Genomic DNA, 14,695 nt, shown 5'->3' with positions numbered 1-14,695 from the left:
TTCAGAAGCGGAACGATGTGCGCACGGAGATGAAGTGGGTGTCCTTGCCACCCAGGTTCTGGAACACCTCACCGGTGTCGTAGAACTGGTAGTCGAGGTCGATGGCGAGGTTCGCGGTGGGGGTCCAGCGGGCGTTGACCCGGTAGGAGGTGCCGAGGTCGTGGCCCGACACCGCGGCGCTACCCGGAACGGCGCGGGTGCCGGGCAGGTACACGGCGTCTTCGTCGCTTTGCCGCCAGAGCCGGAAGATGGCCGGTTCGATGCGAACCTCCCGGTGCGGCGAGAAGCCCAGCACCGGGCCGACCGCGATCAGGTTGGCGGGGGCGATCAGGCCCGCTTCGCCGTAGACGCCGGTCTTGGTGTAGAGCGGGTCGAAGGTGTTGAGCTCGCCGTCGTTGCGATCGCGGTCGCCGCTGGAGGCATCCAGGCGCATGCCCAGGCGCACCTTCCAGGGATTCTGCAGGGTGTAGCCGCCCTCGCCCCAGAGACTCCAGGCGTTGATGTCCTTGCCTTCGAAATCGCCGAACTGGTGCATGAAGTCCCAGCTCCAGTCGAAGCCCGAGCGTTGTCCGTAGAGGCGTGTGCCGAGGGTGTAGCGTTCTTCGGCGCCGGCGCGGCCGTTCCAGGTGATGTGGTCGCGCTCGATGCCCATGGCGTAGAGATCGATACCCACGCCCTGGCTCCAGGGCAGGGTGCCGTAGAGCCCGTAGAAGCTCGTGGCATCGTCGCTGCTGTCGTCGAAGTCGTCGTTGTCATAGGCGACCGGGCGCACGGCGAAGACATCCAGGCGCCGCCCGTCCCGTGCGCTCAGGCTGGTGCGCAGGCCATCGAAGTTCTGCCGGATGTTGGGGGTTTCCGCATAGGTCACCAGGGCATGGGCGCCGTAGGCCATTTCCTGGCGCCCGAGCCGCACGCCCAGGCGCGCATCGTCGAGCACCCAGTTGCTCTCGAGGAACGCCTGGTGGATGTCCGTACGCCCCTGGTCACGTGGCCCCACCACCTCCTGTCCGTGGCTGCGGGTGTCTTCCAGCTGGACGAAGGCGCGCAGGCTGTCGTCCAGCAGGTGCAGGTCGCCATGCAGGTGGACGCGTTGCTGCCAGTAGCTGTCGTCCTCCACGGGCGTAAGGCCGAACAGCGGGTTGGAGACATGGTCGGCACGCAGGCGCACTTCGCCACCCAGCTGCAGCCAGGACGATTCACTGAGCCGATGGAAGCGCAGGGCATCGAAGGGGTCGGTGCGTTTGGCCGGATCGTCGAGGAAACGGTAGTCCTCCAGCCAGCGCGGCTGCCCCGGACGCAGGGGGCGGCTCTGCTCCAGCGGGTCGGTTTGCGCCTGGGGAGTGGCGCCGGCAAAGCAGGGAGCACCGGCGAAGAGGCCAAGGGAAGGAAGCAAGGCAACGGCAAGGTGACGCATGGAAGTCTCCGGAATCTTGTTGTTGTGACCGGGGCTTCCAGTATTTGGAGTGGCAGGCAAGGAGCGTTATCGACTGCGCGCAACGGCTTGCGTCTGCGCGCAGCTATTTGCCGGCCCGCCTGGTCGACGATCTTTCGCGCGGCGAGGATGAGCGCTTCCTTGCAAGCGACCCTGCCCATGCTCAGAACTGTCCTGTTGCTCTTGCTGCTGATAGCCCATCGGGCGGCGGCCGCGCCCAGCGCGGGCGACTACCTCGGCAGCCAGGCCTGCGCCACCTGCCACCAGGCGCAGTACCAGGCCTGGCAGGGCTCCCAGCACGCCCATGCCATGCAACACGCGAGCGCCGAGACCGTACTTGGCGACTTCGCCGATGCGCGCTTCGAGCAGGCCGGGGTCGAGTCGCGCTTCTATCGGCGGGACGAGCGTTTCTACGTCTGGACCGAAGGTGCGGACGGCCGCATGGCCGAGTTCGAAGTGCGCTACACCTTCGGCCTCGACCCCTTGCAGCAATACCTGGTGGAGTTCCCCGATGGTCGGCTGCAGGCCCTGACCATCGCGTGGGACAGCCGTTCTCGGGCCACGGGTGGGCAACGCTGGTTTTCCTTGTATCCGGACGCAAGGATTCGGCCCGGCGACCCGCTGCACTGGACGGCCCCGTCGCAGAACTGGAACTTCATGTGCGCCGACTGCCATTCCACCGCGGTACGCAAGGGTTATGACGCGGAGCGGGATCGCTTCAATACCCGGAGCGCGGAACAGGTGGTGGGCTGCGAGGCCTGCCACGGGCCCGGCGCCGCGCATCTGCGTTGGGCCCGCACGGGTGCGCAGGGCACTGACAAGGGGCTGACCCTGCTGCTGGACGAGCGTCGCGGCAGCAGCTGGCGCGCCAGCCTGGAGCGACTCACGGCCCGGCGCAGCGCGCCGCTGGCCCAGCGCAAGGAACATGAGGTCTGCGCCCAGTGTCATTCACGCCGGGCGCAGATCGCCGAGGGTTATCAACCGGGCCGGCCGTTGCTCGACCACTATCGGCCGGTGACGCTGGAACCAGGGCTTTACCACGCCGACGGCCAGCAAAGGGAGGAGGTGTTCATTTCCGCGTCGTTCGCCCAGAGCCGCATGTTCGCCGCCGGCGTGACGTGCAGCGACTGCCACGAGCCCCATGGCCAGAAGCTTCGCCTACAGGGCAATGCGCTGTGCACGCAATGCCACCAAGCAGCTACGTTCGATACGCCGGCGCATCACTTTCATCCGCCAGGCTCCTCCGGTGGGCAATGCGTCAGCTGCCACATGCCGGAGACGACCTATATGGTCGTGGACCCAAGGCGCGACCACAGCCTGCGCATTCCTCGCCCCGACCTCAGCGAGCGCCTGGGCACGCCTGATGCCTGCACGCAGTGTCATAGCGATCGCAGTGCGGCGTGGGCGGCCAAGGCGATTGGCGAACACTATCCCCAGCGCAAGACGGGGCTGCAGACCTTCGCCGAGGCCTTCTCCGATGCCGAGCAGGGCTTGCCCAGTGCGATCGAGGAGCTGGCACACCTGCTGGGCGAGCAGGGCCAGCCGGCGGTCGTCCGCGCGAGTGCCGCCGCACGCCTGGGTCAGACCAACGCCGATGTGCATTGGGATGCACTGGCCAAGGGCCTCGGTGATCCGGATCCGGAGGTTCGTCTGGCCAGCATTGCCGGCCTGGAACGGGCACCCGCGCAACAACGCGCGCAGATCCTCGGCCCCTTGCTCGGCGACTCGCTGCGTGCGGTGCGCAGTGAGGCGGCGAGGGTGTTGACGGACGTGCAGCTGCCCGAGTCGCTGGCCGGCCAGTACGCCAAGGCCCTGGCCGAGTACGAGGACAGCCTGGCGCTCCACGCCGACCGTGCCGACAGCCGCGTCGCCCTTGCTCTGCTGCGCCAACGCCAAGGGAGCAACGAAGCGGCGCGCGCTGAACTGACGCAAGCCCTGCGCCTGGACCCCGCCCATCTGCAGGCGCGGCTCAACCTGGCTGATCTGCTGCGTGCCCTGGGACAAGACGACCAGGCCTCCGCGCTGTTGGCGGAAGGTATCGCCCGGCAACCCGATACGGCGGTCCTGCACTACGCGCTTGGTCTGACCCAGGTACGCCTGCGCCAGGCCGACAAGGCCCGGGCCAGCCTCGCCGAGGCATTCCGGCTGGCGCCGGACGACAGGCAGATAGCCTATGCCCGGGTACTCAATCTCTGGTCCGGGGATCCAGGCGCGGCGCTGCAGATCCTGGAGAAACTAACCCGGCAGCACCCCTATGACGCGCCGCTGCGGGAGGCCGCGACGCGCTTCAACTGGAAGGCCGGACAGCACGCGGCAGCGCTGCGGCACGCCGGATGCCTGCAACGCCTGCAACCGCAGGCGGAGACGGTGCAACGCCTGCTGGGCGAGCAGGCGCCGGCCGCGGGGGACGTTCAACACGCCTGCGGCCCGGAGCCATCCGGCTCCTGAATCCGCAGTCCGACAGCTAGCCTGTCAGTTCTCCACAGAGATCCTGGCCAAGTCGGCGTTCCACTTCGCCCTGGGGCAGGCCGACGCCAAGCAGACTGAACAGTTTCCCCAGTGCGGCTTCGCGGGTCATGCCGGCGCAGGAGACGAGCCCGGTGCTGGCCAGCAGGCTGCCGGCGGCATAGATGTCGAACTCCACCGCACCTTCGGGACACTGGCTGATGGCAGCGAGCACCACGCCCTTGGCGTGTGCTTCCTTCAGGACGGCGAGCAATTCGAGGTTGTCGGAGGGACCAGTGCCACTGCCGTAGCACTCGAGCAGCACGCACTGGATGCCGCTTTCCAATACCGCGTGCAACTGGGCGGCGCCAAGGCCGGGGAACAGCGGCTGGACGGCCATCGTCACCGGACGGCGGGGTTGGCGATAGTCCAGGTCCGAGGGAATCTGCTCGGTGCGTTTGCCACGGAGCGGACGACGGGATTCGGCAAAGGCGTCGAACGCTTCGCTCTTCTGCTTGCTGACCCTTGCGCCTGGCAGCAACTGGCCATTGAAGAACAGGTGGACGCCGGGCTCCACGCCAGCCTGGAGCTGCGCCAGGGCGCCGAAGAGATTCGGCCATGCGTCACCGCCTTTGACACCTGCGGGCTGCATCGAGCCGGTCAACACCACGGGGGCTGGCAGGCCGAGTAGCAGGAAGGACAGCGCAGCGGCGCTATAGGCAAGCGTATCGGTGCCATGCAGCAGCAGCACGGCATCACAACCGTCCCTGTCGACGCCCTCGACTATGGCGTCGCGCATCTGCAACCAATTGGCCTGGGTCATGTTGGCGCTATCGAGGAGCGGCGACATCTCGCGGAATATCCAGTGGGGTACGGGACGTTGCGGGTGTGCGAGCTGTTCGGCCTTGAGCCGGGCTTCAAAACCGGAGGCCGGGGCAAGGCCGGCGGCGGTCATCTGCATGCCGATGGTGCCCCCGGTGTAGAGCACCAGGAGCTTGCTGGAGGGGGACATGGGTTCTCCGTTCTTGTTGTAGTGCAGTCCCGCCATCCTAATCCCGGGTCGAGCCCTGGCCTACCGGTGTCATAGGGTTATTTCGCGCGCCCAGTTTTTCGCGCACAAAGACAAACCCCCGATACGCGAGGCGTATCGGGGGTTTGGGATAGAAGCTTGACGATGACCTACTCTCACATGGAGAAGCTCCACACTACCATCGGCGATGCGTCGTTTCACTACTGAGTTCGGGATGGGATCAGGTGGTTCCAACGCTCTATGGTCGTCAAGCAATTCGGTTGGGATCTCGCGGTGAGGCGCGATCCCGAATCAGGTATGTGACAGTCTGGGTATTTGCGGTTCTTGCGAACTTTCGGTTTCTATCGACTTCAACCAGTCGCACCCACAATCACCAGATTGTTTGGGTGTTATATGGTCAAGCCTCACGGGCAATTAGTATTGGTTAGCTCAACGCCTCACAGCGCTTACACACCCAACCTATCAACGTCGTAGTCTTCGACGGCCCTTTAGGGGATTCAAGATCCCAGTGAGATCTCATCTTGAGGCGAGTTTCCCGCTTAGATGCTTTCAGCGGTTATCTCTTCCGAACATAGCTACCCGGCGATGCCACTGGCGTGACAACCGGAACACCAGAGGTTCGTCCACTCCGGTCCTCTCGTACTAGGAGCAGCCCCTCTCAAATCTCAAACGTCCACGGCAGATAGGGACCGAACTGTCTCACGACGTTCTAAACCCAGCTCGCGTACCACTTTAAATGGCGAACAGCCATACCCTTGGGACCGGCTTCAGCCCCAGGATGTGATGAGCCGACATCGAGGTGCCAAACACCGCCGTCGATATGAACTCTTGGGCGGTATCAGCCTGTTATCCCCGGAGTACCTTTTATCCGTTGAGCGATGGCCCTTCCATACAGAACCACCGGATCACTAAGACCTACTTTCGTACCTGCTCGACGTGTCTGTCTCGCAGTCAAGCGCGCTTTTGCCTTTATACTCTACGACCGATTTCCGACCGGTCTGAGCGCACCTTCGTACTCCTCCGTTACTCTTTAGGAGGAGACCGCCCCAGTCAAACTGCCCACCATACACTGTCCTCGATCCGGATGACGGACCAGAGTTAGAACCTCAAGCATGCCAGGGTGGTATTTCAAGGATGGCTCCACGAGAACTGGCGTCCTCGCTTCAAAGCCTCCCACCTATCCTACACAAGCAGGCTCAAAGTCCAGTGCAAAGCTACAGTAAAGGTTCACGGGGTCTTTCCGTCTAGCCGCGGATACACTGCATCTTCACAGCGATTTCAATTTCACTGAGTCTCGGGTGGAGACAGCGCCGCCATCGTTACGCCATTCGTGCAGGTCGGAACTTACCCGACAAGGAATTTCGCTACCTTAGGACCGTTATAGTTACGGCCGCCGTTTACCGGGGCTTCGATCAAGAGCTTCGCTTGCGCTAACCCCATCAATTAACCTTCCGGCACCGGGCAGGCGTCACACCCTATACGTCCACTTTCGTGTTTGCAGAGTGCTGTGTTTTTAATAAACAGTCGCAGCGGCCTGGTATCTTCGACCGGCATGAGCTTACGGAGCAAGTCCTTCACCCTCACCGGCGCACCTTCTCCCGAAGTTACGGTGCCATTTTGCCTAGTTCCTTCACCCGAGTTCTCTCAAGCGCCTTGGTATTCTCTACCCAACCACCTGTGTCGGTTTGGGGTACGGTTCCTAATTACCTGAAGCTTAGAGGCTTTTCCTGGAAGCATGGCATCAACCACTTCATGTTCTAAAAGAACACTCGTCATCAGCTCTCGGCCTTGAACACCCGGATTTGCCTAAGTGTTCGGCCTACCACCTTAAACTTGGACAACCAACGCCAAGCTGGCCTAGCCTTCTCCGTCCCCCCATCGCAGTAATTAGAAGTACGGGAATATTAACCCGTTTCCCATCGACTACGCATTTCTGCCTCGCCTTAGGAGCCGACTCACCCTGCGTCGATTAACGTTGCGCAGGAACCCTTGGTCTTTCGGCGTGCGAGTTTTTCACTCGCATTGTCGTTACTCATGTCAGCATTCGCACTTCTGATACCTCCAGCAAGCTTCTCAACTCACCTTCACAGGCTTACAGAACGCTCCTCTACCGCTCGTCTTACGACGAACCCGTAGCTTCGGTGTATGGTTTGAGCCCCGTTACATCTTCCGCGCAGGCCGACTCGACTAGTGAGCTATTACGCTTTCTTTAAAGGGTGGCTGCTTCTAAGCCAACCTCCTAGCTGTCTAAGCCTTCCCACATCGTTTCCCACTTAACCATAACTTTGGGACCTTAGCTGACGGTCTGGGTTGTTTCCCTTTTCACGACGGACGTTAGCACCCGCCGTGTGTCTCCCACGCTGACACTTCCAGGTATTCGGAGTTTGCATCGGTTTGGTAAGTCGGGATGACCCCCTAGCCGAAACAGTGCTCTACCCCCTGGAGTGATACGTGAGGCGCTACCTAAATAGCTTTCGAGGAGAACCAGCTATCTCCGAGCTTGATTAGCCTTTCACTCCGATCCACAGGTCATCCGCTAACTTTTCAACGGTAGTCGGTTCGGTCCTCCAGTCAGTGTTACCTAACCTTCAACCTGCCCATGGATAGATCGCCCGGTTTCGGGTCTATACCCAGCGACTAAACGCCCTATTAAGACTCGCTTTCGCTACGCCTCCCCTATTCGGTTAAGCTCGCCACTGAATATAAGTCGCTGACCCATTATACAAAAGGTACGCAGTCACCTAACAAAGTAGGCTCCCACTGCTTGTACGCATACGGTTTCAGGTTCTATTTCACTCCCCTCTCCGGGGTTCTTTTCGCCTTTCCCTCACGGTACTGGTTCACTATCGGTCAGTCAGTAGTATTTAGCCTTGGAGGATGGTCCCCCCATATTCAGACAAAGTTTCTCGTGCTCCGTCCTACTCGATTTCACTTCCTGGACCCTTTCGCGTACGGGGCTATCACCCACTATGGCCGCACTTTCCAGAGCGTTCCGCTAAAATCCAAGAAGCTTAAGGGCTAATCCCCGTTCGCTCGCCACTACTAAGGGAATCTCGGTTGATTTCTATTCCTCAGGGTACTTAGATGTTTCAGTTCCCCTGGTTCGCCTCTTGCACCTATGGATTCAGTACAAGATACCTAGGTTATCCTAGGTGGGTTCCCCCATTCAGAGATCTCCGGATCAAAGTCTGTTTGCCGACTCCCCGAAGCTTATCGCAGGCTACCACGTCTTTCATCGCCTCTGACTGCCAAGGCATCCACCGTATGCGCTTCTTCACTTGACCATATAACCCCAAGCAATCTGCTCGTGATCATAGGGGTGAAGACGACATTCGCCGAAAATTCGCGCTTGAACTCGCAAATTTTACCTTGATTCATTGAGTGCAGTGAAACACTCAACAAGTCACTTCTATCACATACCCGAATTTTTAAAGAACGATTCTGAAGCAAAGTTCAGAATTCAATATCCCACTCGAGATATTCAATTCTGGACTCTTGATCAGCCTGGAGATGGTGGAGCCAAGGAGGATCGAACTCCTGACCTCCTGCGTGCAAAGCAGGCGCTCTCCCAGCTGAGCTATGGCCCCAATGTCAACCGGTCATACGACCCCGCGACAATTGGTGGGTCTGGGCAGATTCGAACTGCCGACCTCACCCTTATCAGGGGTGCGCTCTAACCAACTGAGCTACAGACCCAATCGCCTTCGCAATTGAATCAAGCAATTCGTGTGGGAACTTATGAAGAAGCTGAAGCCTTCGATTAAGGAGGTGATCCAGCCGCAGGTTCCCCTACGGCTACCTTGTTACGACTTCACCCCAGTCATGAATCACTCCGTGGTAACCGTCCCCCTTGCGGTTAGACTAGCTACTTCTGGAGCAACCCACTCCCATGGTGTGACGGGCGGTGTGTACAAGGCCCGGGAACGTATTCACCGTGACATTCTGATTCACGATTACTAGCGATTCCGACTTCACGCAGTCGAGTTGCAGACTGCGATCCGGACTACGATCGGTTTTATGGGATTAGCTCCACCTCGCGGCTTGGCAACCCTTTGTACCGACCATTGTAGCACGTGTGTAGCCCTGGCCGTAAGGGCCATGATGACTTGACGTCATCCCCACCTTCCTCCGGTTTGTCACCGGCAGTCTCCTTAGAGTGCCCACCATAACGTGCTGGTAACTAAGGACAAGGGTTGCGCTCGTTACGGGACTTAACCCAACATCTCACGACACGAGCTGACGACAGCCATGCAGCACCTGTGTCTGAGTTCCCGAAGGCACCAATCCATCTCTGGAAAGTTCTCAGCATGTCAAGGCCAGGTAAGGTTCTTCGCGTTGCTTCGAATTAAACCACATGCTCCACCGCTTGTGCGGGCCCCCGTCAATTCATTTGAGTTTTAACCTTGCGGCCGTACTCCCCAGGCGGTCGACTTATCGCGTTAGCTGCGCCACTAAGATCTCAAGGATCCCAACGGCTAGTCGACATCGTTTACGGCGTGGACTACCAGGGTATCTAATCCTGTTTGCTCCCCACGCTTTCGCACCTCAGTGTCAGTATCAGTCCAGGTAGTCGCCTTCGCCACTGGTGTTCCTTCCTATATCTACGCATTTCACCGCTACACAGGAAATTCCACTACCCTCTACCGTACTCTAGCTCAGTAGTTTTGGAGGCAGTTCCCAGGTTGAGCCCGGGGATTTCACCTCCAACTTGCTGAACCACCTACGCGCGCTTTACGCCCAGTAATTCCGATTAACGCTTGCACCCTTCGTATTACCGCGGCTGCTGGCACGAAGTTAGCCGGTGCTTATTCTGTTGGTAACGTCAAAACAGCAAGGTATTAACTTACTGCCCTTCCTCCCAACTTAAAGTGCTTTACAATCCGAAGACCTTCTTCACACACGCGGCATGGCTGGATCAGGCTTTCGCCCATTGTCCAATATTCCCCACTGCTGCCTCCCGTAGGAGTCTGGACCGTGTCTCAGTTCCAGTGTGACTGATCATCCTCTCAGACCAGTTACGGATCGTCGCCTTGGTGAGCCTTTACCCCACCAACTAGCTAATCCGACCTAGGCTCATCTGATAGCGTGAGGTCCGAAGATCCCCCACTTTCTCCCGTAGGACGTATGCGGTATTAGCGTCCGTTTCCGAACGTTATCCCCCACTACCAGGCAGATTCCTAGGCATTACTCACCCGTCCGCCGCTCGCCGGCATCCCGAAGGACCCGCTGCCGCTCGACTTGCATGTGTTAGGCCTGCCGCCAGCGTTCAATCTGAGCCATGATCAAACTCTTCAGTTCAATACTGCTTGGGTTTTGAGAAAACCCTAAACTTGGCTCAGCAATCGCAAATAAACTCTTTGAATTCACGAAGAGTTACTTGTGTTGCTGATAATCAGTCGACTATCAGTCTTACTTCACAAGCACCCACACGAATTGCTTGATTCAGTTGTTAAAGAGCGTTTCGATCAAGTCTTTCGTCTCAACCGAGGCCGCGCATTCTACAGCAGCCTTTCTTGCTGTCAAGCTGTTTTTCGAAGAATTTCTCTTTCTACTCAACCGCTTGCGCTTTCGACCCGATCACTCTTCTCGTCAGCGGGAGGCGCATTCTACAGCGTTCAAACTCGCTGTCAACGCCTCTGTGATCTTCTTCGTTCGCCCTTTCGGAAGTCCGAAGTGGCCAGCTCTACCACCGCTCGCCGATCACCTCTTCCCGCTTTTCCGCCTTGCTAAGTGCTTGATTTTCAAGCTCTTTCGCTGCTTCGTCGCCGGAAGAGGTGCGCATTATAGGCGCGCAGAATCTGCCGTCAACACTTATTTGAAACTATCTTCAGGCCTTCAATCGCACCTATATAAGAAGGGCTAGATGACCTCAGCCTTGCGCAACACTTCGACTTCGGCCGCAGCCAGGCCCAGCAGGCGCTGCAGCACTTCTTCGGTGTGCTCGCCAAGCAGCGGCGGCGGCATGCGGTACTCCACCGGCGTCTCGGAGAGACGCAGGGGACTGGCCACCTGCGGCACCAGGCCAGCCAGGGGGTGGTCCAGCTCGACACGCAAACCCCGCGCCACCACCTGGGGATCGGCGAACACCGCCGCCAGGTCGTTGATCGGCCCGCAGGGCACACCGACCTCTTCCAGCGCCGCCACCCATTCGGCCGTGGTCTTGAAGACCGTGGCCTGACGGATCAGCGGGATCAGCTCGGCGCGATGAGCCACCCGCGCCTTGTTGGTTGAAAAACGCGAGTCGTCCGCCCACTCCCGATGACCGGCGACCTCGCAAAACTTGCGGAACTGGCTGTCGTTACCCACGGTGAGGATGAAGTCCCCATCCGCTGTCGGAAAATCCTGATAAGGCACTATGTTCGGATGAGCATTGCCCAGCCGGCGGGGCGGATTGCCCGTGGTCAGGTAGTTCATCGCCTGGTTCGCCAGGCAGGCCACCTGCACATCCAGCAGCGCCATGTCGATGTGCTGGCCCTTGCCGGTAATCTCCCGAGAGGCCAGAGCAGCCAGCATGGCCACGGAGGAATAGAGCCCGGTGAGAATGTCGGTCAGCGCGACACCCACCTTAACCGGCCCTGCGCCGTCTTCCTGGTCCGAACGCCCGGTGATGCTCATCAGCCCACCCAGCCCCTGGATCATGAAGTCGTAGCCGGCACGCTTGGCATAAGGGCCGAACTGGCCGAAGCCGGTGATGGAGCAATAGATGAGGCGCGGATTGATGGCCTTCAGCGACTCGTAGTCCAGACCATAGGACGCCAGCCCACCCACCTTGAAGTTCTCGATGAGGATGTCGGACTTCATCGCCAGCTCGCGAACCAGCTTCTGGCCCTCGGGACGGGTGAAGTCCACCGTGACCGACTGCTTGTTGCGGTTGGCGGAAAGGAAGTACGCCGCCTCGCTGGTATCCCGGCCATCGGCGCCCTTGAGGTAAGGCGGCCCCCAGGCACGGGTATCGTCCCCGGAGCCGGGACGTTCGACCTTGATTACCTCGGCCCCCAGGTCAGCGAGGATCTGGCCGGACCAGGGGCCAGCCAGCACGCGGGAGAGGTCGAGCACGCGGATATGGGAGAGAGCGCCAGCCATGGGATCACCTGAATTCGCGAGAGGACTCCAGCCCTTCCCTCTATATAGAGAGAAGGGCCGGTCCGGGGATCAGAAGAACGCCTGGATGCCGGTCTGCGCGCGACCGAGGATCAGCGCGTGGACGTCGTGGGTGCCCTCGTAGGTGTTCACCACTTCCAGGTTGACCAGGTGGCGGGCCACGCCGAACTCGTCGGAGATGCCGTTGCCGCCCAGCATGTCGCGGGCCATGCGCGCGATGTCCAGGGCCTTGCCGCAGGAGTTGCGCTTCATGATCGAGGTGATTTCCACCGCCGCGGTGCCTTCGTCCTTCATCCGCCCCAGGCGCAGGCAGCCTTGCAGGGCCAGGGTGATCTCGGTCTGCATGTCGGCCAGCTTCTTCTGGATCAGTTGGTTGGCGGCCAGCGGGCGGCCGAACTGATTGCGGTCCAGCACGTATTGGCGCGCGGTGTGCCAGCAGGCTTCGGCGGCACCCAGGGCACCCCAGGAGATGCCGTAGCGCGCCGAGTTCAGGCAGGTGAACGGACCACGCAGGCCGCGCACGTCGGGGAAGGCGTTTTCTTCCGGAACGAACACGTTGTCCATCACGATCTCGCCGGTGATGGAGGCACGCAGGCCGACCTTGCCATGAATCGCCGGGGCGGACAGGCCCTGCCAGCCCTTCTCCAGGACGAAGCCACGGATCTCACCGGCATCGTCCTTGGCCCAGACCACGAACACGTCGGCGATCGGGCTGTTGGTGATCCACATCTTGCTGCCGGTCAGGCGGTAGCCGCCGTCGACTTTCTTCGCGCGGGTGATCATCGAGCCCGGGTCGGAGCCGTGGTTCGGCTCGGTCAGGCCGAAGCAGCCGATGTATTCGCCGCTGGCGAGCTTGGGCAGGTACTTCTGCTTGGTGGCTTCGTTGCCGAACTCGTTGATCGGCACCATCACCAGGGACGACTGCACACTCATCATCGAGCGATAGCCGGAGTCGATGCGCTCGACTTCACGGGCGATCAGGCCGTAGCACACATAGTTCAGGCCGCTGCCGCCGTAGGCTTCCGGGATGGTCGCGCCAAGCAGGCCGGTCTCGCCCATTTCGCGGAAGATCGCCGGGTCGGTCTGCTCATGACGGAAGGCCTCCAGCACGCGCGGAGCCAGCTTGTCCTGGGCGAACTGGTAGGCGCTGTCACGCACCATGCGCTCTTCCTCGGTGAGCTGCTGGTCCAGCAGCAGCGGGTCGATCCAGTTGAAGCTTGCTTTGGCGGCCATGGGAGTGTCCTCGGTAAGCGGAATTCAGGGGCCGGGCCATCACGGGGCCCTGCCTTATTAGTGTCTACGCATCCTAGACAGCCTAGGCCGGATCGGACAAACGAGGAATTCGCATGCTGCTGTGCTAATTTCTCACTCCGAAAAGCCTAACAGCCCATTTTTCAGCCATTACCTGTGACACTGAGGTACAGCATGCGGCGCAAGATCCCCAGCACCGGCGCCCTGGTCGCCTTCGAGTCCGCGGCCCGCCACCAGAGTTTCACCAAGGCCGCCGAGGAGCTTGCGCTGACCCAGAGCGCCATCTGCCGCCAGATAGCCGGACTGGAGGAATTCCTCGGCCTGGAACTGTTCCGCCGTTCCCGGCGCGGAGTGAAATTGACCGAGGCTGGCCTGGCCTACTCCCGGCGCATCGCCGCCCAGCTCGATGCGGTGGAGCGCGACACGCTCGCCGTGATGGGCCAGCAGGGCGCGATGACCGTGGAACTGGCCATTGTCCCCACCTTCGGCACCCAATGGCTGCTGCCCCGGCTCAAGGACTTCCAGCGCCTGCACCCGGAAGTCACGGTCAACCTGACCAACCGTACCCGCCCCTTCCTGTTTGCCGACACAGACTTCGACGCCGCGATCTACTTCGGCGACGCCGAATGGTCCGGCACCCGTGCCGACTTCCTGATGCACGAACACTCGGTGCCGGTATGCAGCCCCGCTCTGCTGGAGGGCCGCACCGGCCTGGACGCCGACACCATCGCCCGACTGCCGCTGCTGCAGCAGACCACCCGCCCCTATGCCTGGCGCCAGTGGTTCAACTCCCTCGGCATGAACGTCGCCCGCGACCTCAGCGGCCCCCGTTACGAACTGTTCTCCATGCTCGCCCAGGCCGCGATGCACGAGATGGGTGTCGCGCTGATCCCGCCCTTCCTGATCCAGCGCGAGCTGGCCGATGGCCGTCTGGTGGTGGCCCAGCCCCACAGCTTCCGCAGCGACAAGGCCTATTACCTGATGATCCCCGAGCGAAAGCTCGAATCCGCAGCGCTCGGCGCCTTCCGCGACTGGCTGGTAGAAGCCGCCCGCCAATACCGCAGTGAAGCGGGCCTGAACTGACAGGCCCGCTGCCACCCGAGAATCCCAGCTGTCGATCCGCCCGGCATGGCCCAAGCGTGTCCCCGACCCAGCCGAGATCCAACCGCCAAACCATCACATCCCCGCGGCAACATGACGCAACCCGCGAGGCTACTGGCCTGCGCGCGAACTACGGCACACCTCGATCACAGCCCCGAAAAGCCTTCTTGACCCTGTAGTCAGCTATTTTCTAAAGCTACAGAAGGCCCATTTTCCGGCGCCTTATGGCAACTATTAAAAACTCTGATTAACAGTGCGAAAGCCATTAGCGGCAGGATGTCCCGCACTGTAAGCCCGCACCGCCGCTGCCTTGATGGAAAGTCATTCAGCTACGA

Annotated in this window: 6 protein-coding genes, 2 tRNA genes and 3 rRNA genes; 2 read left to right on the top strand and 9 right to left on the bottom strand. The window is 60.7% G+C overall.

Annotated features, from left to right (window positions below):
- Position 1: 1 nt before the first annotated feature.
- A complete protein-coding gene (locus PCA10_RS00620) occupies positions 2-1,414 on the bottom strand; it encodes an alginate export family protein (protein WP_016490064.1) in 1,413 nt (470 codons plus the stop codon).
- A gap of 177 nt (positions 1,415-1,591) precedes the next feature.
- Here PCA10_RS00620 and PCA10_RS00615 point away from each other — a divergent pair, with 177 nt between their 5' ends.
- The gene (locus PCA10_RS00615) at positions 1,592-3,880 is read left to right on the top strand and encodes a multiheme c-type cytochrome (protein WP_231866609.1); all 2,289 of its coding nucleotides are present in this window, start codon (positions 1,592-1,594) and stop codon (positions 3,878-3,880) included.
- Positions 3,881-3,896: 16 nt separating this feature from the next.
- Here the strand turns inward: PCA10_RS00615 and PCA10_RS00610 are convergent, their stop codons facing one another.
- The 8 genes from PCA10_RS00610 to PCA10_RS00575 all read right to left on the bottom strand — a co-directional run bounded on the left by PCA10_RS00610 (position 3,897) and on the right by PCA10_RS00575 (position 13,241).
- On the bottom strand, positions 3,897-4,889 hold the full coding sequence (locus PCA10_RS00610) for an asparaginase (RefSeq protein WP_041770074.1): 993 nt from the start codon (positions 4,887-4,889) through the stop codon (positions 3,897-3,899).
- A 154-nt stretch (positions 4,890-5,043) separates the two neighbouring features.
- Positions 5,044-5,159 (bottom strand): 5S ribosomal RNA (rrf, locus tag PCA10_RS00605).
- 141 nt (positions 5,160-5,300) lie between these two features.
- Positions 5,301-8,191, bottom strand: a 23S ribosomal RNA gene (locus tag PCA10_RS00600).
- Between the two features lie 227 nt (positions 8,192-8,418).
- A tRNA-Ala gene (locus PCA10_RS00595) sits at positions 8,419-8,494 on the bottom strand.
- 32 nt (positions 8,495-8,526) lie between these two features.
- Positions 8,527-8,603 (bottom strand) — tRNA-Ile (locus tag PCA10_RS00590).
- A 65-nt stretch (positions 8,604-8,668) separates the two neighbouring features.
- Positions 8,669-10,205 (bottom strand): 16S ribosomal RNA (locus tag PCA10_RS00585).
- The 16S, 23S and 5S rRNA genes sit together here with 2 tRNA genes alongside, the layout of an rRNA operon.
- 561 nt (positions 10,206-10,766) lie before the next feature.
- Complete coding sequence (locus PCA10_RS00580) at positions 10,767-11,990, bottom strand: CaiB/BaiF CoA transferase family protein (protein WP_016490061.1); 1,224 nt, start codon at positions 11,988-11,990, stop codon at positions 10,767-10,769.
- A gap of 69 nt (positions 11,991-12,059) precedes the next feature.
- A complete protein-coding gene (locus PCA10_RS00575) occupies positions 12,060-13,241 on the bottom strand; it encodes an acyl-CoA dehydrogenase (protein WP_016490060.1) in 1,182 nt (393 codons plus the stop codon).
- 192 nt (positions 13,242-13,433) lie between these two features.
- Between PCA10_RS00575 and PCA10_RS00570 the strand changes: the two genes are divergently transcribed.
- Positions 13,434-14,342, top strand: coding sequence for a LysR family transcriptional regulator (locus PCA10_RS00570; protein ID WP_016490059.1), 909 nt, complete (start codon positions 13,434-13,436; stop codon positions 14,340-14,342).
- Positions 14,343-14,695: the final 353 nt, after the last annotated feature.

Source organism: Pseudomonas resinovorans NBRC 106553, from assembly GCF_000412695.1.
In the GTDB taxonomy this organism is placed as follows: domain Bacteria; phylum Pseudomonadota; class Gammaproteobacteria; order Pseudomonadales; family Pseudomonadaceae; genus Metapseudomonas; species Metapseudomonas resinovorans_A.
This window is presented reverse-complemented; position numbering and strand designations above follow the sequence as displayed.

Bases quoted from the DNA above. Each gene is read 5' to 3' on its own strand.
- PCA10_RS00570 (WP_016490059.1), top strand. From the start codon at position 13,434: ATGCGGCGCAAGATCCCCAGCACCGGCGCCCTGGTCGCCTTCGAGTCC.
- PCA10_RS00620 (WP_016490064.1), bottom strand. From the start codon at position 1,414: ATGCGTCACCTTGCCGTTGCCTTGCTTCCTTCCCTTGGCCTCTTCGCC.
- PCA10_RS00575 (WP_016490060.1), bottom strand. From the start codon at position 13,241: ATGGCCGCCAAAGCAAGCTTCAACTGGATCGACCCGCTGCTGCTGGAC.
- PCA10_RS00610 (WP_041770074.1), bottom strand. From the start codon at position 4,889: ATGTCCCCCTCCAGCAAGCTCCTGGTGCTCTACACCGGGGGCACCATC.
- PCA10_RS00615 (WP_231866609.1), top strand. From the start codon at position 1,592: ATGCTCAGAACTGTCCTGTTGCTCTTGCTGCTGATAGCCCATCGGGCG.
- PCA10_RS00580 (WP_016490061.1), bottom strand. From the start codon at position 11,990: ATGGCTGGCGCTCTCTCCCATATCCGCGTGCTCGACCTCTCCCGCGTG.